The following is an 18,969-nucleotide window of genomic DNA, read 5'->3' as shown; positions in this document are numbered from 1 at the left end:
GTCAAACATGCTTTCTTCGGTGTCGTATCAGCTCTGGAAACATGAATGTAGGTTTTATGCAGAGGTTTATGTATGTCTGATGAAAATAGCGGACTTCTGGCCAAACTCAGAGAACTGGACGAGCGGTATGCCCAGATCGAAAAAGAGATGAGCGATCCTGAGGTTGCGAGCAATGTCGAGAAGGTGGTTTCACTTAGCAAGGAACAGGGCAAACTCAGACCGATGGTTGAAAAGTATCGCGAGTATGCCGAAGCGGTACAGGGGGTTGAAGAGAGCGAGGTAATGCTGAACGATCCGGACGTTGATCCGGAGTTCGCGGAGCTGGCGAAGGCGGAGATCGAGGAACTTTCGGCAAAGCGAGACACCCTTATCGAAGAGATCAAAGAGACGCTGGTGATGGCGGATGACGCTTCTATCGGGTCGATCATCATGGAGATACGGGCGGGCACCGGCGGTGACGAGGCGGCGTTGTTCGCGCGTGACCTGGCGGCTATGTATACGCGATATGCGGAGAAGAACGGCTGGAAGGTCGAGACGATGGAAATGAGCGCGAATGAGCTGGGGGGCTTTCGCGAGGTCATATTGAATATCAAGGGCGACGGTGTGTGGGTCGATTTCGGTTATGAGAGCGGCGGACACAGGGTCCAGCGGGTTCCTGAGACGGAAACGCAGGGGAGGATACACACCTCGGCGGCAACGGTTGCGGTATTGCCCGAGCCGGAGGAAGTCGAGGTAGACATCGACCCGAACGATGTGGTTGAACACGTCAGCCGTGCGGGCGGTCCGGGCGGCCAGAGCGTGAACAAGACAAACAGCGCGATCAAGCTGGAGCACGTGCCCAGCGGCATCACGGTCAGTATGCGGGACGAGAAGAGTCAGCACAAGAACCGCTCGAAGGCGTGGCGGATTTTGCGAAGCCGGCTGTACGAACACCAGATGCAGGAACTCAACCAGGAACGCGACCAGCAGCGAAAGACGATGATCGGGTCGGGCGACAGGTCGCAGCGTATCCGTACGTATAATTTCCCGCAGAACAGGTTGACAGATCACCGCATCAACCTTTCACTGTACAGCCTGGATAAGGTCATAATGGGCGAGCTGGACGAGGTGGTGGCTGCCTTGAAGGAGCACGACAAGCAGGAAAGACTGAAAAACCTGTAACTTCATGCCTGGTTGTGCGTGGTTGGTTGAGACCGAGCAAGCATCGGGGAGCTGGTGCAGGATAGTGTTTGACAATTAAAAGCAGCAATCGAGGACCAGGAGAAACGAGATGATCGCAGTTGTTACGGGCATGGTCGGCATCGACAAGAAGCAGTACCTCGAAGAAGTGGTCAGACTTGCGAACGAGAGGGGTAAGCAGGTTACGCTTTGCAACGTGGGGGATATGATGTATGCCGAGGCGCCGGATATCGCTGCGGGGAGGATTTTGGACATTCCACTGCAGAGACTACGGTCACTTCGACGAAGCATCATCAAGGACATCATCGCCAAGGCACGGAACGGCGAGAACATCATCATCAACACGCACGCCACGTTCAGGTGGAGGCACGGGCTGTTCAGGGCCTTCGATTTCGACCAGATGCGTCAGTTGGACGCGGACTATTATATCTGCATGGTGGACAGCGTGGATGCGCTGCACGTGAGGCTGCTGGCGGAACATCCGATCAATCATACGCTCAAGGATCTTCTGGTCTGGCGTGAAGAGGAAACGATCGCGACGGAGCTGATGAAAGAAGGCGTAAACGAGGACGCCGGGTATTATATACTTGCGCGGGGTGAGGACAAAACCACTATCGAGAGCTGCTACCGGATGATATTTGAGCCTGAGCGTAAGAAGGCTTATTTGAGCTTTCCGATGACGCACGTGATGGATATGCCGGAAGTGCTGGAGGAGATCGCGGATTTTCGTGGCAAGATGAAAGAGAGCTTTACGTGTTTTGATCCGGGGGATCTGGAAGAGGCGTACCTGCCCTACCGGGCGAAGCGGGCGGCGCAGAGCGGTCAGGATTTCATCGAGCTGCACGCGCTGGGACGGAAGGTGCGGCTCGATCTTGCGGAAGCTATAAATGTGGAGAAGGATATCAGCAGCCAGACGTATACGCGGGACTTCGCTTTGATCGATCAGAGCAATATGATCATCAGCTACATACCGCATCTGGGCGAGGGCCGGGCGGCGATAAGCAGCGGTGTGGAGCGGGAACTGCAGCACGCGCACGAGGCGGGCAAGGAAGTTTATGTTATCTGGCCGAGCCCGAAGGATCCGTCGGTATTCGTTACGCAGACCGCAACGAAAGTATTCAGGTCGCTGGATGAGGCGGCAGGGTTTTTCACTGATTGAACGGGAGGGAATCATAATGACGGATAAAGAACTTGCAGCTTACATTGACCACACATTGCTCGATCCGGTAGCGACTAGGGGAGAGATCGAACAGCTTTGTGATGAAGCGATAGAGTACAGATTTCACAGTGTGTGCGTTCTGCCCCGCTGGACGTCGCTTGCTGCGGAGAAGCTGAGGGGCAGCGAAGTTGTCGTGGACGGAGTTGCGGGGTTTCCATTCGGGGCGGATTCTGCGAAGATAAAGGCTGCACAAACGAAAGAGGTGATAATGGCGGGGGCGGACGAGATAGACATGGTCGCCGATCTGCCTTCGATCATCGAGGGTAACAGCCGATATCTCAGACGAGATATCCAAGCGGTTATGAAGGTTTGCAGGTCGTTCAGACCGGCGGTCGTGCTGAAGGTGATCATCGAAGCGTCAGCACTGACCGAGAAACAGATACGTTTTGCCTGCCAGGAGTGCGAGGATATTGGGGTGGACTATATAAAGACAAGCACGGGCATGCACAAGAGCGGCGGAGCGAGTGTCGAGGCAGTTCAGATAATGGCTGAGAGTGCACCGGGATGCAAGATCAAGGCGGCTGGGGGGATACGGACGGCTGATGATGCTGTTGCGATGATCGAGGCTGGCGCGTCACGGATCGGCTGCAGTGCCTCGGTGCGGATCATAGAAGAGTTCAGGCAGGCGAACAGGTGAGGACGGAGAAGCAGGCGAGGTGAAGAATTGCAAAGTAAAGATCAAGCGGGTGGAATTTGCGGCAGAGCTTGAGGGGGTTACGGAGGTTTTTGCGAAACTTGACGGTGCCGCTGTTCTGGGGGGCAATGAGGGAGGATGCGGGGCGAACCGGTTTTCGGCGTGGATGGCTGAGCCGGTGGAGATTTTCGAATTCAGGCTGGGCGAGGACGATCCGTTCGGGCGGCTGGAGAGCGTTCTGGGCAAGTACAAGCTGAGTGGGCCGATGCCTGAGGATCTGCCGGCGGGGATGTTCGCGTGCGGATGGGTTGGATTTTTCGGGTATGAGCTGGGACGGTATATCGAGTCGATCCCGGATACTGCGGTGGACGATCTTGGGCTGCCGGTAGTCCGGCTGGGGTTTTACGATCGGGCGGTATGTTATGACCATGTGAATCGAGAGTGGTACGCGGCTGCGGGGGAATTTGAGGGGGAGGAATGGACTGCAGAGGAAAAATTTCGTGAACTCGAAAAGCTGATCGAACGGTCCTGTGAATGCCGTGCAGCGACTGATGCAGATGCGGACATGGAAGGGGTCGAGCCTGCGAATATCGAGTGCAACATCAGTCGGCGGGAGTATTTCGATGCGTTCGAACGGATCAAGGAGTACATACACGACGGGGATGTTTATCAGATCAATTTTTCGCAGCGTTTTCGGTGTGACTATGCTGCGGATCCGGTGAAGCTGTATCAGTGGCAGAACAGGCACAATCCCAGTCCATACGCGGCGTTTATCAAGGGTGAGGAGTGGTCGGTGGTGAGCGCTTCGCCTGAGCTTTTTGTGCGTGTGCAGGACGGTAAGATCAGCACAAAGCCTATCAAGGGGACGCGGGCCAGGGTCAGCGGAGCGGACGCTGAGCGAATAAACAAGAAGCATTTCGATCAGCTAGCGGGGTGCGAGAAGGAACAGGCAGAGCTGAACATGATAATCGATCTGGAGCGGAACGATCTGACGCGGGTTTGCAGGTACGGGACGATAAAGGTCGTTCAGCCGAGGACGATCGAGGCGTATCCGACGGTGTATCATGCTGTTGCGACGGTTGAGGGCGAATTGCGGGAGAAACAGGGGCGGGGGACGGTTTGCGATATTTTACGGGCGATGTTTCCGGGCGGATCGATCACGGGGGCACCTAAGATACGCTCGATGGAGATAATCGACGAGCTGGAACCGACGGCACGGAGCGTGTATACGGGCAGTATCGGGTTTATCGGGCTGGACGGCAGTGCGTGCTTGAATATTGCGATCCGAACGGTTATCATCAGGGGCAATTCCGCGTACGTGCAGACGGGCGGCGGTGTTGTGGCTGATTCGCAGCCCCAGGCGGAATGGGACGAAACGATCACCAAGGCGCGGGCGCTGCTGGCGGGTATCGCGGCGGTTGGCCGGACGCGGGTGAGTGATCCTGAAATTAAAGACGGAAAGTAGGTCATGGAAAAGGTATTCCTTAACAATAAACTGGTCGATGCGTGCGATGCGAAGGTGTCGATCTCTGACAGCGGGTTCCTGTATGGAATGGGACTGTTTGAGACGATGCGGGCGGTCGAGGGGAAGGTTTTTGCGCTGGACGATCATCTGGACCGGCTGTTCGCAAGTGCGGAGAAGCTGAGTATTTTCAATCCGCACAGCAGGGAATTCATCGGCGATGCTATCGGGCAGGTGCTGGAGGCGAACGAGCTGGAGGATGCGCGAATCAGGCTTACGCTTACGAGCGGGCCGATGAATGTCGGTGCGGACGAAGAGCCGGAACCGACGCTGGTGATAACGGCGACGGATTTTGCGCCGTATCCTGCGGAGTTTTATGACAAGGGTGTGAAGGTGATCATCAGTGATTATCGGCAGAATCCGCTGGATCCGGCGACGGGGCATAAGACGATCAACTTCTTTTCGCGGCTGATGGTGCTCAAGGATGCGCACAAGAAGCAGGCTGCTGAGGCGGTATGGTTTACGAATGATAATCTTGTTGCCGAGGGGTGTGTGAGCAACGTGTTCATCGTAAAGGACGGCAAGGTATTTACGCCGAAGACGAGTACGCCGGTGATGCCGGGGATAGCGAGAAAGCATGTGCTGGGGCTGGCGAAGGCGGAAGGGATCGACGCGCAGGAGAAGGATCTGACGATAAATGATCTGCTCGGTGCGGACGAGATATTCGTTACCAACGTGATAATGAAGGTGCTGCCGGTGATCGCGGTGGAGGCTCATGATGTTGGTGAGGGCAAGCCGGGCGAGGTGACGAAAACTCTACTGGATATGTTCAATAAACAGCTTGGAAGTGTTTAGAGCAATCGGAGGAACGCATGAAGGTTAAGGATATTGGACGAGAGATAAACGCGATCGCACCGCTGGGGCTGGCGCTGGACTGGGACAATGTCGGGTTGCTGGTGGGTGACGAGAATGCGGACGTTAAGAACGTGCTGATGACGATCGATCTTACGAAGGGTGTGCTGGCGGAGGCGAAACGCAAGAAGGTCGATATGATCATGGCGTATCATCCGGTGATCTGGGACGGGCTCAAGAAGGTGACCGCGAGCGGTGAGGGGTCGATCGTTTACGATCTGGTGCGGTCGGGCATAAACGTGTTTTCGATACATACTGCGTATGATATTGCGATGGGCGGGGTGAATGATGCCCTGGCGGAGATAGTCGGCATCGGTGATGCTGAGCCGATCGGAGATTTTGTCGAGAACCCGGCGGGAGATTTTTACAAGGTTATCGTGTTCGTGCCTGCCAAATCCGTGAACAAGGTGGCGGACGCGATGTTCAAGGCGGGTGCTGGGCAGATCGGCAATTACAGCAAGTGCAGCTATCGGTCGGATGGTCAGGGCACGTTTTTGCCGATGGAGGGATCGAACCCGGCAATCGGCGAAAAGGGCAGGCTCGAATATGTGGACGAGATCAAGGTCGAGTCGATCGTGCCGGGCGGTAAGCTGGAGGGTGTTATCGGGGCGATGGTGAAGGCGCATCCGTATGAGACGCCGGCGTATGACGTGTTCCGTGAGTACGGCATCGGCGGGAAGATGGGGCTGGGACGTATGGGGGAGCTCGAAAAGGCGGGCAGGCTGGATGATATCGTTGCGAATATTAAGAAGGTGACCGGCGCGAAGGCGCTGGGGATGATCGGGCCGGAGAAGAAGAGGGTACGCAAGGCGGCGGTTTGTGCGGGCTCGTGCGGGAATATCGTGAATACCGTGATGAAGGCGGAATGCGATATGTATCTTACGGGGGAGCTGAAGCATCACCAGGCACTGGCGGCGCAGGAGGCGGGGTTGACGTGTATTTGCCTGTCGCACAGCGTGTCGGAGAGATTCGCGTTGAAAAATCTTGCAAAGGAGTTGAAAAAACGGCTGGGGGATGTGAAAATACAGCTTTCGAGAAAAGACGCTGACCCATTCAGGTGGAAGAATATATGAGCGAAGAACATAAGGACATGGCCGTCCCGCAGGGTGACGATTTAGAGAGCACGGAAGGTTTGGACGAGGGTGCTGTGGGCGATGATGCTGAGGTTGCTGAGGATAGTTCTGCGGCTGATGGAGCTGGTGATACCGTGGATGAGCAGGTGCAGGCGGCGGGTGACGACAGCGGTGACGATGCAAATGCTGAGGCCGCGAAGGCACTAGAGCCGGACAGCGAGGAAGAGGCTGCGGCTGATGATGAAGCAGGCGAAGAAGGCAGCGGCGGGGTCGAAGAAAAAGTCGAAATTGCGGAGCAGGTGGAGTCAGGGGATGAGGTCGCAAGTGTTGATGATACTGCCGACAGTGCCGAAGGAGAAGAAGCCGGCGAAGCGGAACTGAGCGAGGGTGCGGAGTCGGCAGAGACAGAGGAAGGTGGAGAAATTGAAGAGGCCGAGGAGAAGGAGGAAGAAAAAGGGCCAGAGGAGATACTGACGGTGGAGGATACCGAGGTCACGGTGCAGTCGGTGGTTGAGGCGATTTTGTTTGCGAGTGATGAGGCGATAACGGCCAATCGGCTGGTGAGCATTATCGAGGCGGGCAGCGTCAAGCAGGTCAAGGCGGCGATCAGGAATCTCAACGAGAAGTACGAGCAGACCGGTGCGAGCTTTCGGATCGAGAAGTTGGCGGGCGGGTTTCAGATGATGACGCTGAACGCGTACAATCACTGGCTGGGCAAGCTGGTGAAGGTTCGCACGGATTCGAAGCTGTCGCAGGCGGCGCTGGAGACGCTGGCGATCGTTGCGTACAAGCAGCCGATCATCCGGGCGGACGTCGAGGCGATACGCGGGGTGAGTTCGGGGGAGATGATACGCAGTCTGATGTACAAGGGGCTGGTCAAGATCACGGGCCGGGCGGAGATACTGGGCAGGCCGATGCTTTACGGGACGACGAAGAAGTTTCTGGACTGTTTCGGGCTGGCGTCGCTGAAGGACCTGCCGAAGATCGACGAGCTGAAAAAGCCGCAGGAAGAGTAGGCTAACACGCCGAGCATTATTGCAGCAATTTGGCGACTTCCTTCGCGAAGTAGGTGATTATGATGTCGGTGCCTGCTCGTTTGAAGGAGAGCATCGTTTCCATGATGGTCGCATTGTGGTCGATGAGTCCAGCTTCGGCGGCGGCGTTTAGCATCATGTATTCGCCGGAGACGTTGTAGGCGGCAATGGGCAGATCGAAACGGCGGCGGGCGTTTGCGATGATGTCCAGGTATGCCAGCGCGGGTTTGACCATGATGATGTCGGCGCCTTCTTCGATGTCCTGCTGCATTTCACGCATTGCCTGTTTGCCGTTGGCGGGGTCCATCTGATACGCTCTGCGGTCGCCCCATGCGGGTGAACTGCCGGCAGCGTCGCGGAACGGGCCATAGTAGGCGCTGGCGAATTTTGCGGAGTATGACATGATGCCGACTTGTTCGAAGGCTTTTTCGTCGAGCAAGCGACGGATGGCGTTTACCCTGCCGTCCATCATGTCGGAGGGGGCGACCATGTCGGCGCCGGCGTTGGCGTGAGCGAGAGCTGTCTTTGCGAGCAGAGCGATGGTCCGGTCATTGTCTACCTTGCCGTTGCTTATGACTCCGCAGTGGCCGTGGTCTGTGTAGGCGCAGAGGCATACGTCGGTGATTATGAGTAATTCGGGGACGGACTTTTTGATATTGCGGATGGCGTTGCAGAGGGGGCCGGACTCGTTCGATGCGTCGGAGCCGGTTGGGTCCTTGGTTTCGGGCAGGCCGAACAGCATGATCGCGGGGATGCCCATATGGGCTATCTCTTTAGCCTCTTCGATGATCTTGTCGGGCGAAAAATGGAAGCAGCCGGGCATGCTTTTGATGGGCCTTTTGACGGATTCGCCGGGGCATACGAAGAGCGGGTAGACCAGATCGTCCACATTAAGCGTGGTCTCGCGGACGAGCCTGCGGGTTGCGTCGTTATTGCGTAAGCGTCTCATGCGAACGGTTGGAAACATGATGTATCATCCTTTTTTGTGATCGATTCTTATTGTGCTTGCTGCGCAAGCGACTTGATAAAATCAATTAAACCGTAAAAGGGTTCGATTCGCAATATTTCTTTGTTGGCGTTTACGGCATCCCGGGCTCTTCTGATATGCGCGGTGATATCTTTTTCAGGTCGGTTCGATATGACCGCATCATGAGCCTTGCCCAGCTCGGTTCCAATTCGGGACAGTTCGGCCTTGGTGTTTTGGGAAGCATTCGTCAGTATGCCCGCCGATCCGCAGCACAGGGCGTAGAGATAGGATCGAAATGCTGTCTGTTTGGCCGCCCTGGTGTCGTGTTGCTGGTTTACTTCGCACGCCAGTGCCGCGGCTGTAACACTTGCGACTGTATCAGCGGTCAGACTCATTAACTCAGTATTTTTAAGCTCGCATATGAGCTGGTATGCCAGTGAGTAAAGATAATCGCCAAGGACGATCAAGTAAGTGGCATCTTTGTCAACCTGCTCATAGCTATCATTGAACGCATTTTCATGAATGGTCAAACCCATGTCCAGAGCCTGCATCGCAGCGGCGAGTTTGACGGCTGTTTGCTTTTGTTCTAACGCATCTGGTGTGGCACAAGCTTGAAACGCGGTCAGGCAGCACAATGCAGGCATTAACTCATCGGGGGTTCGAGCGACCGTATCGGCAGCTTCTGCGATTGCGCTGCATTTGGATTCACTGAATTCTTCGCGCAGAAGGTTTGTGACATTAGCAAGCGATCCGCAGGCATTGTCGAACGTGCGAGCATCCTCAGTCATTGCAGTCTTCCTCGGTCTGTGGGCTGAACCTTGCGTCGAGTTTGAAAAGACGGCTGGCGGGCAGGTCGAGTATGTCCGCGTCTGAGAGATTCAGTGCATCTTTGATTTTTTTGAGAATGTATTCTATATCGTTTCGGGCGGGCGCTATGACGGTGAACCAGACATTGAATTCGTCCGCGCGTTCGTAACTGTGCGTTATCTCGGGTATGTCGGCCATGATCGACGCGGCGGTCGGCACCTGGTCTGAAGGAATTCTAACAGCAGCCAGCGTGCTTTTATAGCCGAGTTTGCGGCTGTCGAGGCTGAAGCCAATGCGCCGGATCATACCATCTGCAAGCAGTTTGCGGGTACGCTCCAAAAGCACATCGACAGAGAGGCCGAGGTTTTCCGCGATACTATCATACGGACGCTGGGCGATGGGGAAGTCCTGCTGCAGTGCTGAGATTATTCTTTTGTCGAGATCGTCCAAGTTTAGGCTTTCTATCATTAGCGTGTAAATAGTTTATCATTACTGAGTCGGCAGTGCATCGAAGACCAGCACCTCGAATGGTTTGAGAGTCAGTGCATGCGGCTGGTTTGCGTGAAGTTCGAGTTTCTGTATGCGCTGATCCTTGTAGGGGCTTTGCAGTTTATAGCTGGACGGCGCGTCATCGGGCAGTTCGAAGAATTCGTCAAGATCGACTTTGATCGTTTTCTCCTGGTCGTCAGGATTGCGAAGCCCCAGTACAGCTTTGTCAGCGGACCAGCTTGCCCAGCCGTAGGGTTCAAGAACTGCGGGATTGCCGCCGACCCAGTGGGTGTCGGCCATTATGTCCTCGTTCTTCTCGTACCATTTGTAAGCCTGGGCGACCTGCTTCCACGCGGCATCGGTCATCAGATCCGGGCTGAGGTAGAGTTCCTGCAGATTGGGACCTGCTGCGAAATATGAGCGGGCCTCGTTCTTGAGGTCCGCGCCGGCTTCGCTTATGTTTTTGCCCTGGAAATGATAGCCGAGGACCAGGCCGTGATGCATGATGGAACTTAGAGGGTAGAGCGGGGCCTGTTTGACGACGCGGTTGTAGCACTCGGCATCACGGAAGGTGATCCAGCGTTCGCGTATGTCGCCCTTTCCTGTCCAGCCTACGTCCGCACCGCTGCGCCAGGTGGAATCGACATGGTTCAGCCAGAATGGTGAGGGCCAGGTGCCGACGGTCACGTTTATGAATACATCCGGGTTCTCTTTGCGAAGGTCACGAGCGAGACGGAGCAGCGCCATGAAGTGCGGGCTGACGCCTGATCCTGCGCGGTCCCACTTGAAATAGTTGACGCCGTATTCGTTCATGAGCGACAGGCATTCGTCCCGATACCATTTGTAATAGCCGGGTTCGGAAAGATCGAGCTGATGGGAGATCAGGCCCATATTTTTGGCGTGCTCGGTACGTTGGCCTGCGCCGCTGTAGCCGCCCAGAGGTGATATCCAGATACCGAGATGGGAATCTATGCTGTCGAGGGCTTTTTTGACGGGGGCGAAGCCGTTGGGGAATTTTTTCTTGTCGACTTCCCACAGGCCGACATTGAAATCGTCCCAGCCGTCGTCGATGACAAACGAATCGATCTGAACATCGTACTTGTCAATGAGGTTCTTTTCGTATGCCTTAATGACCTCGATCAAGCCGCTTTCAGTTGGGTTCAGACCGAGATCATACCAGCAATTGTAATGCAGGAACGCGTGGTAGGGGTTGGCGCGTTCGCGTTCGAGGTAGTAGAGGAAGCTTCTTCGAAGCTGTCCTTCGGGATATGTGCCTGCAACGGTTGAGAATGTGTATGCATTTGATTTATCCACAGTCAGCTTGCATGCGAAGCCGCTTTTGAAACCGGAAGAATCGATGACGTTGGTTGTGACGGGCAGTTCGACGCCAAAGAACATACTGTCGTTTGCAACAGGGCTGCCCGGGACGCGTCCGACTTGTTGAGCACCGGTGATACGACGGTCAAAAAGCTCAAGCCCGGTTATGGCTGTGCTGCCGGTGTCCGTGGAGAGAGTCAGTGTTTCCCGGACATAGTTTGAGTCTTCACGCAAACTCGCGGTCCAGTCGACTTCCAGAGGTCGGGTTTTGTGCTTGAGAACGGCCTTGATCCGGGCACGCACCGTTCCTTTATGGCCGGCAATTGACAGCTTCGGAAAACTTTTGATACTGAAATCTTCAGATGTAATGTTAAATGCCGGGTACTGCTGCGGCTTCTTCTGTATGATCGCTTCGCCCGCTTTGCTGGAGACGTCAAAAGTGTATTGAGCGGTCCTGCGGTTTAGCAGGATGAACCGGCCGTCCTCCCATACAAGCGCGATACCTGGGGACCATGACATTGCCTTGTCGGTGCCCTTTTTGATCCGGCACTGAACGGCGGTCACATTTTGCGGAAGATGCTTTTCGATGAAACTGGCCGTGTTGGCGGCTGCAGTGATGGTTGTCATTTCGGAAACGAGGTCGATCCGGGTGCCTTCGGTTTTGGAAACCTTCTTTCGCCAGCCGGGATCGTCAAACGATACTGTGCGAGTATCCGTGTCGGTTGAGACCTCGAAATCCGTGTAGTACGAAGTGCCTATCTGGCCAATATCCACATAGTCATTCAAAGAGGCCTGCAGATCCATCTTACCGAGCCGAACAGCGGTTGGCCGGCCGGGGAAATCCGTCCTTGGGTAAGATTTCACAACTGTCCACGAATCGCCATCATGTGAGATGACGGCATCTACACTGTTGCCTTTTACCTGTATGCCGAGGTAGAGCCAGTCAGTGCTTTTTGGTGCATCCTTTGCCACTGTAGAAATCTTGAACAGGCTAGTATTCTGCTGGGACCATTTGCGGCCGGTGATCTTGTTTACGATCATTTCCGGCTTTAGAGAGTCATCCTGAATCTTCCAGGAAGCAGATATGACGTCATTTTGAAGAATAAATGCGTTACCGTCTTGCGAGGTCTTGGGTTTACCAGGCTCAGATCCGACCCATTCGGCTGCGAATAGGGACGGAACAACGCATGACAATAAAAACAGCATTAAAAAAGCTCGCTTGGACATATCTTTCTCCATGGTATTAGTTCACACTCTTTTCACTATCGCAGGCAACTTGGCGGGAACCATGCTGGTTTATCCGCATGCCATTATTAGAAGCGGTTTCAAAACTCAGATTTGAAAAAGCTTCTAGAAAATCATCTTACCTGTTAGCCCAGCGGGTGTCAATGCAGGGTTTTAACAAGCGCTTTGTTATTGACCATGCCGGCGGGGTGCCTTATAAATGTTCACTTGAGAATCTATCTTTCAAGGTTATTTCCAGGGTAATAATGAAACGCAACAAGGTCTATTTGATAGGCACCGGGCCGGGTGATCCGGAGCTGCTTACGATCAAGGCGCAACGGCTGATCGGCCGAGCGGATGTGATATTGTACGATCACCTGATACCTTTGGAGGTGCTGGATCATGCGAAAGCGGACGCCGAGCTGATATGCGTGGGCAAATTTGCGGGTGAGCATACGCTGCCGCAGGATAAGATCAACGATCTTATGGTGGAGCGGGCGAATGCGGGGTATGCAGTGGTCCGGCTCAAGGGAGGCGATCCGTATCTGTTCGGCCGGGGCGGCGAGGAAGCTGCACAGTGCAAAGACGACGGAGTGGATTTCGAAGTGGTGCCGGGCATAACGAGTCCGCTTGGGTCGGCCTGTTACGCGGGAATACCGCTGACGCACAGGGATTTTTCGTCGAGCGTTGCGTTCATTACCGGCCATCGCAAGAAAGGGGATGACCGGCCGATCGAGATACCGAAGGCGGATACGCTGGTGCTGATGATGTCTGTGCGAAACATCGCGGGACTGATACCGTCGATAATCGATGCGGGGTATGATGAGAATACGCCGATCGCGGCGGTCGAACATGGTACATGCTACGATCAGCGAGTCGTGAAAGGGACGCTGTCGGATTTTGCGGAGGTCATAGAAAAGACGCCGTTGAGAATGCCGGCGATATTCATTGTCGGAGGTGTCGGACAGCTCAGTGGAAAGCTGGGATGGTTCGCGCGTGAGCCCAAGATCCTGATGCTGGGAACGCATCCGGAGAAGTATCAGCATCTCGGTGTTATCATTCACAAACAGATCATCGACATCGAGCCATTGGATGATTATTCGAGTGCTGAGAAAATGATCGAAGGTGTGGAGCGGTATGAATGGATCGTTTTCACGAGCACCAACGGCGTGCGGCATTTCTTCAAGCTGGCGGATGAAAAGGGATTGGATGCACGTTCGTTTGCGAATGTAAAATTTGCAGTGATCGGCAGGACGACCGCTGAGACGCTGGCGGAGTTCGGCATCAGTGCGGATATTGTACCCGATCTGCAAGCAAGTCAAGGACTGCTGGAGGGGTTTGCTAAGCTGGATATGGCAGGAAAGAAAGTGCTGCTGCCTCAGGCGGAGGTCTCTTCTGCGGAGCTGCCGGATGGGCTGGAGGAGATGGGCGCGAAGGTGGACAAGGTCGCGATGTACCGCACAGTGGAGATCGATCCGGGTGAGGTGGACTTTGACTATATCGATAAGGTGCTGTTCACAAGCGGCTCGACGGTGAGAGCGTTCGTTAACAAGTTCGGTGAGCTGCCTGAGAATGTGCGGGGCATATGTCTTGGCCGGCCTACACAGCAGGTGGCGGAACAATTCGGCATGGACATCGAGATCATACCAGAAAGACAGAGACGCTAATTTGAAAGGAGCGATATGAAGCTGACAACGAGCAAACGTCTTTTTCGAAATGCACAGAAATACATCCCCGGCGGAGTTAACAGCCCGGTGCGGGCTTTGAACGCTGTGGGTGGACAGCCGATATTCATCGACAAGGCGAAGGGCCCATACCTGTATGATGCGGACGGCAACCGGTTTATTGATTACTGTCTGTCGTGGGGGCCGATGATACTCGGACACGCGTACAAGCCTGTTCTGGATGCTGTTCGAAAGACGCTCGGCAAGGGCACGAGCTTCGGCATACCGACGGAAATAGAGACGCAGCTTGCAAAGACGATCGCAACTGCTGTGCCGTCGATCGACAAGGTGCGGCTGGTCAGCTCCGGGACCGAGGCGGTTATGACAGCGGTTCGGCTGGCTCGCGGGACCACGGACAGGGACATCATCGTGAAGTTCATCGGATGCTATCACGGCCACGTCGACCATATGCTGGTTAGCGCGGGTTCGGGGCTTGCAACATTCGGGTCGCCGTCGAGCCCGGGCGTGCCGGACGACTTTGCGAAGAACACTCTGCTGCTGCCATACAATGATCTGGATGCTGCAAAGGAACTGTTCAAGAAACAGGGCAAGAATATTGCGGCAGTGATCATAGAGCCGATCGCTGGGAATATGGGGACGATACCGCCAGCGGAGGGTTTTCTGGAAGGGCTGCGTACGCTTTGCAGCAAAAACAAGTCGATGCTGATATTCGACGAGGTCATCACGGGCTTTAGGTTTACGTTCAGCGGCGTACAGAAAATGCTCAAGGTCCAGCCTGACCTGACGTGCATGGGCAAGATCATCGGCGGCGGTTTCCCGGTTGGCGCCGTTGGCGGACCGGCTGCTGTGATGGACAATCTTTCACCGGACGGGACGATCTACCAGGCGGGTACGCTGTCGGGCAATCCGGTTTGCGTGTCGGCGGGGCTGGCTACGCTGCAGGCGCTAAAGGCGGAAAAGCCATACAAGAAGTTGGGCGATTCGGGCAGGAAACTGGCGGACGGGATTGACGAAATTCTCACGGCCAAATCCATACCGCACACGATCAATCGCATGGGCGGCATGTTCACACTGTTCTTTAACGATGAGCCGGTAACCGACTACGACGGTGCGGCGGCTTGTGATACGAAGATGTATGCGAAGTATTTCCAGCACATGACGGCAAACGGGATTTACGTACCACCGAGCCAGTTCGAGGCGAATTTCCTGTCGACCACGCACACGGACAGACACATCGAACAGACGTTGAAGGCTGTGAGATCGTTCGAACCTAAATAGGCAAACATAATGCCAGATCAGGGCGGCCGGGTGTCGCCCTTTTTTGTGGGCAAGCGCGGGTCATTCGGGCATGTCGTAAAGTTCGCCGGAGCGTTTGAGTTCTTGGATCGCGGCATCGTCCAGACCGATCTCTTTGTCGGTCAAATAGCAGGCAGGGTCGGGGGCCCATGTGTCGCCGAAGTACAGGTCGGCGCGGACGCGGAGGCTGCCCCCGCACGCGTCGAAGTACTTGCAAAGTCTGCATCTCCCCTTAATATTGCTGCGGCGGTCGCGGAGTCCTTTCAGCAGCGGGTCTGATTCGTCGGTCCAGATGTCGCTGAACTTTCGCTCGTGGATGTCGCCGATGTCGTAATGTCCCCAGAATTGATTGGCATGCACTTTGCCGTTGAAGTCGATACAGCCGATGCCGATACCGCTACTGTTCATACCGCCGCCGTTCCAGGTCAGAAGCTGCCAGACCTTCTCGGCCCGTTCGCAGTCATAGGCATTGAGCTTGCGGTAAAGATATACGCCGTCGACGTGATTGTCCACGGTGAGTATGTCGGTGCGTCTGCCTTGCTTTGAAAGAGCGGCTGTTCGTTCGATGATGGTGTTGACCGCATGGCGGGACTGTTCGTGTGTCAGTCGTGCGTCTGAAATGTCCTTGCCGCGTCCGCTGGGCACGAGATGATAGAAGCATGCACGCTCGATGTTTTCCTGCTCGAAGAAGTCGAACAATGCGTCGAGGTCCTGTACGTTGCGTTTGGTGAGTGTCAGCCGCAGACCCACGCGGACGCCCGCATTTTGGCAATTGCGAATGCCCGCAACTGCGCGGTCGAACGCGCCGTCGACCTGACGGAACTGATCGTTCACCTCGCCGATACCGTCCAGACTTATGCCGACGTATGAAACGCCGAGCTCATTTATCTTGGCGGCTCGTTCGGGTGTTATTAACGTGCCGTTAGTCGAAATGACCGTTCGCAGCCCCTTGTCCCGGGCGTGGTCGATCAGCTCGAACAGGTCGTCGCGCATCAGCGGTTCGCCGCCGCTGAACAGCACCGAGGGCACGCCGAAGTCGGCAAGATCGTCCAGTACCGCCTTCGCTTCGGACGTGGTCGCCTCGTTAGACTTTATATCGCAGCCGCTGTCGTTGTAACAGTGGACGCAGCGCAGGTTGCATTTGCTGGTGATGTTCCAGACCACGATAGGCTTTCGCCGGCGGGCGGAAGTCGGCAGTTTATCCGTTTTGCCTGTTGTGCCGTGGCCGTTGCGTCCGTAACGTATCCAGTCGCCGGGTGTCATCTCATCGCAGTAGAGCCTGGTAATGTTTATCATCGATTCACTTTCCTATTACTATTTCAGGTTTTTCGGGACATATGCACAGAACGGTTCCTCGGACATGTAGTCGCCGGTGGCAGCGTAGGCTCGGGCGCGGCATCCGCCGCAAAGACGTTTGAATTCACATATGCCGCACTTGCCGGTAAGCCGGTTCGCGTCGCGCATTCTTGCAAGATCCTCGCTGCCGTGCCAGATGTCCGCCAACGGCTGCCGCAGAACGCTGCCGCAATTGACAGGCAGATAGCCGCACGGGAAGACATCTCCCTGGTGGCCTATGAAGATCACGCCTGAGCCGGCCAGACAGCCTTTTGACGGATGGCGGCTTCTTGCGGACTGATGCTGTGTCTGTCGTTTGACTCTCTCGTAATGCGGTCCGCAGGTCACCTTGACCTCGATATTTCCGCTTCGTTCGGTCGCCGCGATACGCTTCATCATCTGTTCGTATTCGTCGGCGTCGAGCATGTCGGCCTGGTTGAACTGCTCACCGCAGCCGACCGGCACCATCATGAAAAGATGCACCGCCTGGGCCCGCATATTTTTGGCAAGATTGAAAATATCATCGAGCTGATGAGCGTTGTGCCTGGTCATGGTCATATTAACCTGAAACGGCACATTCGCCTTCTGCAGTTCCGCCATGCCGTTCAGGGCAGCATCGAAACAGCCGGGCTCCTGCCGGAGCTTATTGTGTACTTGTTCGGTCGCGCCGTCCAGACTTATCGAAACCCGTGCAAAGCCCGCATCCTCGATCCGGGCCGCGGTTTCGGCGTCGATCATTGTGCCGTTGGTCGCAAGTGCGGTTCGAAGGCCCTGATCGCCCGCGTATCCGGCAAGCTCGAAAACATCGTCCCGGCAAAGCGGTTCGCCGCCGCTGAACACCAGTATGGGCATAAAGTCCTGTGATTTGCCCAGCTCAGCAAGCTGGTCGATAAGTGATTTCGCCTGGCCGGTGGTCATATCTGTACCGACCTGCTCGTCACCCTCGACCCTGCGGCAATGTGAACACGTCAGATTACATTTGATCGTGCTTTCCCAGAAGAGCAGTCGCAGTGTACGTTTGTTCTTACCGTTGCTGGGCATCATGTGGCATCCTCCTTATCGCCGGCTTTGGCAGCGATCTCTTCGGCTTCAGCAAGCATCCTGTGTGCCAGCCTTGCAGCGTCGGCGGCCCCCTGCTCGCGAGCGACCTGATCAATGTTCTTTATAACACAGTGCGTCAGTTTGTTCACCACCCTGCTGACGGTCGTTTCCATCGACTGCCTGCACACGTGTTCCTGGCTGCAGTTGGTGAAGAACTTTTCCATCTCGGCTCGCTGTATCTGTTCGAAGCGGTGTTTGAGCTTGCCGATGACGGGGCCAACGTCTCGAATGTCGAACCATTCCATAAAATCGTCAGCCTGCTCGCAGATCATCTCTACCGCTTTCTCGACTTCCTCCTCGCGGAACTTGACGTTCTTCTGGGCAACGCCTGCAAGGTCGTCGATGCTGTAAAGGTACGCATTTTCAAGGTCATTGATGGCGGGGTCGAAACAACGCGGCACTGCAATGTCGATAAGCAGCAGCGAACCTTTTCGCCGTTTTGAAAGCAGATCGGCAAAGCTGTCCCTGTCAAAAAGAAACCCCTCATCGCTGCCGGCCGCACCGACCAGTATACTGGCGTTTCGTATCTGCTCGCCAAGCTGATCCCAGCCGTGGTGTTCTATGCTGTATTTTCGCGCCAGCTTGCGTCCGCGTTTGGGTGAGCGATTAACGACGGAGATATCCTTGCAGCCTGCCTGCTTGAAATGCTCAACGAGCAGTTCGCTCATCTCGCCCGCACCGATCACCGTGACCTTGTTTGATGCGACCTTGTCGAAAAGCTGGCCCGCAAGCTCGACCGCGACGCCGGCGACGCTAACGCGTCTGCTTGTTATGGAGGTGTCGGAGTAGACCTTTTTGGCGGTGCTGAAGGCGGTGTGGAAAAGGTGGTTCAGCACTTTGCCGGTGAAGCCGTTCCTGCACGCCAGACGGTAGCTGTCCTTGACCTGTGAAATGATCTGCGGTTCGCCGATCACCATGCTGTCCAGGCTGGACGCGACCGTCAGCAGATGCCGGACAGTCTTGACACCTTCCAAAACATATACGGCGGGTTGAATCGCAGAAGCATCAATGCCCTTGCATTCAGCCAGCGTTGACAGAAGGTCGTCAGCGGCCAGATCGCAATCTTTTTTTATCGCTGCATAAAGTTCGACACGGTTGCAGGTGCAAAGCAGTGCAAATTCGCCGGACGGGTTCTGCTGTTTGAGTGCTCCGAGAGCTGACAATGCAGCAACTTCATCGAACGCCAGCCGTTCCCGGAGTTCCACGGGCGCGGTCTTATGATTTATTCCCAACGC

Annotated in this window: 16 protein-coding genes; 9 read left to right on the top strand and 7 right to left on the bottom strand. The window is 55.4% G+C overall.

Annotated features, from left to right (window positions below; translation table 11 throughout):
* Window positions 1-72 precede the first annotated feature (72 nt).
* The 7 genes from prfA to scpB all read left to right on the top strand — a co-directional run bounded on the left by prfA (window position 73) and on the right by scpB (window position 7,495).
* Window positions 73-1,161: a peptide chain release factor 1 gene (gene prfA / locus STSP2_RS04355; protein WP_146660192.1), complete on the top strand. Its 1,089-nt coding sequence runs from the start codon at window positions 73-75 to the stop codon at window positions 1,159-1,161.
* A gap of 109 nt (window positions 1,162-1,270) precedes the next feature.
* Window positions 1,271-2,338, top strand: coding sequence for an AAA family ATPase (locus STSP2_RS04350; protein ID WP_146660190.1), 1,068 nt, complete (start codon window positions 1,271-1,273; stop codon window positions 2,336-2,338).
* Between the two features lie 16 nt (window positions 2,339-2,354).
* Entirely contained in the window at window positions 2,355-3,035 is a 681-nt protein-coding gene (gene deoC / locus STSP2_RS04345) for a deoxyribose-phosphate aldolase (protein ID WP_169852986.1), read from the top strand.
* Window positions 3,036-3,054: 19 nt separating this feature from the next.
* Window positions 3,055-4,497 (top strand): aminodeoxychorismate synthase component I, encoded by a 1,443-nt coding sequence (gene pabB, locus STSP2_RS04340; protein WP_146660186.1) that lies wholly within the window; start codon window positions 3,055-3,057, stop codon window positions 4,495-4,497.
* 3 nt (window positions 4,498-4,500) lie between these two features.
* The gene (locus STSP2_RS04335; RefSeq protein ID WP_146660185.1) at window positions 4,501-5,349 is read left to right on the top strand and encodes an aminotransferase class IV; all 849 of its coding nucleotides are present in this window, start codon (window positions 4,501-4,503) and stop codon (window positions 5,347-5,349) included.
* A gap of 17 nt (window positions 5,350-5,366) precedes the next feature.
* The gene (locus tag STSP2_RS04330; protein WP_146660183.1) at window positions 5,367-6,479 is read left to right on the top strand and encodes a Nif3-like dinuclear metal center hexameric protein; all 1,113 of its coding nucleotides are present in this window, start codon (window positions 5,367-5,369) and stop codon (window positions 6,477-6,479) included.
* A complete protein-coding gene (gene scpB / locus STSP2_RS04325) occupies window positions 6,476-7,495 on the top strand; it encodes an SMC-Scp complex subunit ScpB (protein ID WP_205847998.1) in 1,020 nt (339 codons plus the stop codon). The genes STSP2_RS04330 and scpB overlap by 4 nt, the downstream gene beginning before the upstream one ends.
* Before the next feature lie 16 nt (window positions 7,496-7,511).
* Here scpB and hemB read toward each other — a convergent pair whose 3' ends face one another.
* The 4 genes from hemB to STSP2_RS04305 are packed head-to-tail and all read right to left on the bottom strand — an operon-like array spanning window position 7,512 to window position 12,320.
* Window positions 7,512-8,483 (bottom strand): porphobilinogen synthase, encoded by a 972-nt coding sequence (gene hemB / locus STSP2_RS04320; RefSeq protein WP_169853322.1) that lies wholly within the window; start codon window positions 8,481-8,483, stop codon window positions 7,512-7,514.
* A gap of 26 nt (window positions 8,484-8,509) precedes the next feature.
* A complete protein-coding gene (locus STSP2_RS04315; protein ID WP_146660179.1) occupies window positions 8,510-9,268 on the bottom strand; it encodes an isoprenoid biosynthesis enzyme family protein in 759 nt (252 codons plus the stop codon).
* Window positions 9,261-9,737: an Lrp/AsnC family transcriptional regulator gene (locus STSP2_RS04310; RefSeq protein WP_169852985.1), complete on the bottom strand. Its 477-nt coding sequence runs from the start codon at window positions 9,735-9,737 to the stop codon at window positions 9,261-9,263. The genes STSP2_RS04315 and STSP2_RS04310 overlap by 8 nt, the downstream gene beginning before the upstream one ends.
* 39 nt (window positions 9,738-9,776) lie before the next feature.
* Complete coding sequence (locus STSP2_RS04305) at window positions 9,777-12,320, bottom strand: alpha-galactosidase (RefSeq protein ID WP_169852984.1); 2,544 nt, start codon at window positions 12,318-12,320, stop codon at window positions 9,777-9,779.
* 263 nt (window positions 12,321-12,583) lie between these two features.
* Between STSP2_RS04305 and cobA the strand changes: the two genes are divergently transcribed.
* Both cobA and hemL read left to right on the top strand, forming a co-directional pair.
* Window positions 12,584-13,984, top strand: coding sequence for a uroporphyrinogen-III C-methyltransferase (cobA, locus tag STSP2_RS04300; protein WP_169852983.1), 1,401 nt, complete (start codon window positions 12,584-12,586; stop codon window positions 13,982-13,984).
* 21 nt (window positions 13,985-14,005) lie between these two features.
* Window positions 14,006-15,280, top strand: a complete 1,275-nt coding sequence (gene hemL / locus STSP2_RS04295) for a glutamate-1-semialdehyde 2,1-aminomutase (protein ID WP_146664000.1) — start codon at window positions 14,006-14,008, stop codon at window positions 15,278-15,280.
* 60 nt (window positions 15,281-15,340) lie between these two features.
* Here the strand turns inward: hemL and STSP2_RS04290 are convergent, their stop codons facing one another.
* From STSP2_RS04290 to hemA, 3 genes are read right to left on the bottom strand one after another with little or no spacing between them, the layout of a single operon-like run.
* Entirely contained in the window at window positions 15,341-16,594 is a 1,254-nt protein-coding gene (locus tag STSP2_RS04290; RefSeq protein ID WP_146660172.1) for a radical SAM protein, read from the bottom strand.
* 18 nt (window positions 16,595-16,612) lie between these two features.
* A complete protein-coding gene (locus tag STSP2_RS04285) occupies window positions 16,613-17,677 on the bottom strand; it encodes a radical SAM/SPASM domain-containing protein (RefSeq protein WP_146660170.1) in 1,065 nt (354 codons plus the stop codon).
* Window positions 17,674-18,966, bottom strand: coding sequence for a glutamyl-tRNA reductase (gene hemA, locus STSP2_RS04280; RefSeq protein ID WP_205847996.1), 1,293 nt, complete (start codon window positions 18,964-18,966; stop codon window positions 17,674-17,676). The genes STSP2_RS04285 and hemA overlap by 4 nt, the downstream gene beginning before the upstream one ends.
* Window positions 18,967-18,969: the final 3 nt, after the last annotated feature.

The organism is Anaerohalosphaera lusitana (assembly GCF_002007645.1).
Lineage (GTDB): Bacteria > Planctomycetota > Phycisphaerae > Sedimentisphaerales > Anaerohalosphaeraceae > Anaerohalosphaera > Anaerohalosphaera lusitana.
The sequence above is the reverse complement of the archived record's forward strand: the minus strand, read 5'-3'. Positions and strand labels throughout refer to the sequence as shown.

Coding starts and splice junctions, on each gene's coding strand:
- STSP2_RS04330 (WP_146660183.1), top strand. CDS start 5,367: ATGAAGGTTAAGGATATTGGACGAGAGATAAACGCGATCGCACCGCTG.
- STSP2_RS04350 (WP_146660190.1), top strand. CDS start 1,271: ATGATCGCAGTTGTTACGGGCATGGTCGGCATCGACAAGAAGCAGTAC.
- prfA (WP_146660192.1), top strand. CDS start 73: ATGTCTGATGAAAATAGCGGACTTCTGGCCAAACTCAGAGAACTGGAC.
- STSP2_RS04305 (WP_169852984.1), bottom strand. CDS start 12,320: ATGTCCAAGCGAGCTTTTTTAATGCTGTTTTTATTGTCATGCGTTGTT.
- STSP2_RS04315 (WP_146660179.1), bottom strand. CDS start 9,268: ATGACTGAGGATGCTCGCACGTTCGACAATGCCTGCGGATCGCTTGCT.
- deoC (WP_169852986.1), top strand. CDS start 2,355: ATGACGGATAAAGAACTTGCAGCTTACATTGACCACACATTGCTCGAT.
- STSP2_RS04290 (WP_146660172.1), bottom strand. CDS start 16,594: ATGATAAACATTACCAGGCTCTACTGCGATGAGATGACACCCGGCGAC.
- STSP2_RS04335 (WP_146660185.1), top strand. CDS start 4,501: ATGGAAAAGGTATTCCTTAACAATAAACTGGTCGATGCGTGCGATGCG.
- cobA (WP_169852983.1), top strand. CDS start 12,584: ATGAAACGCAACAAGGTCTATTTGATAGGCACCGGGCCGGGTGATCCG.
- scpB (WP_205847998.1), top strand. CDS start 6,476: ATGAGCGAAGAACATAAGGACATGGCCGTCCCGCAGGGTGACGATTTA.
- STSP2_RS04285 (WP_146660170.1), bottom strand. CDS start 17,677: ATGATGCCCAGCAACGGTAAGAACAAACGTACACTGCGACTGCTCTTC.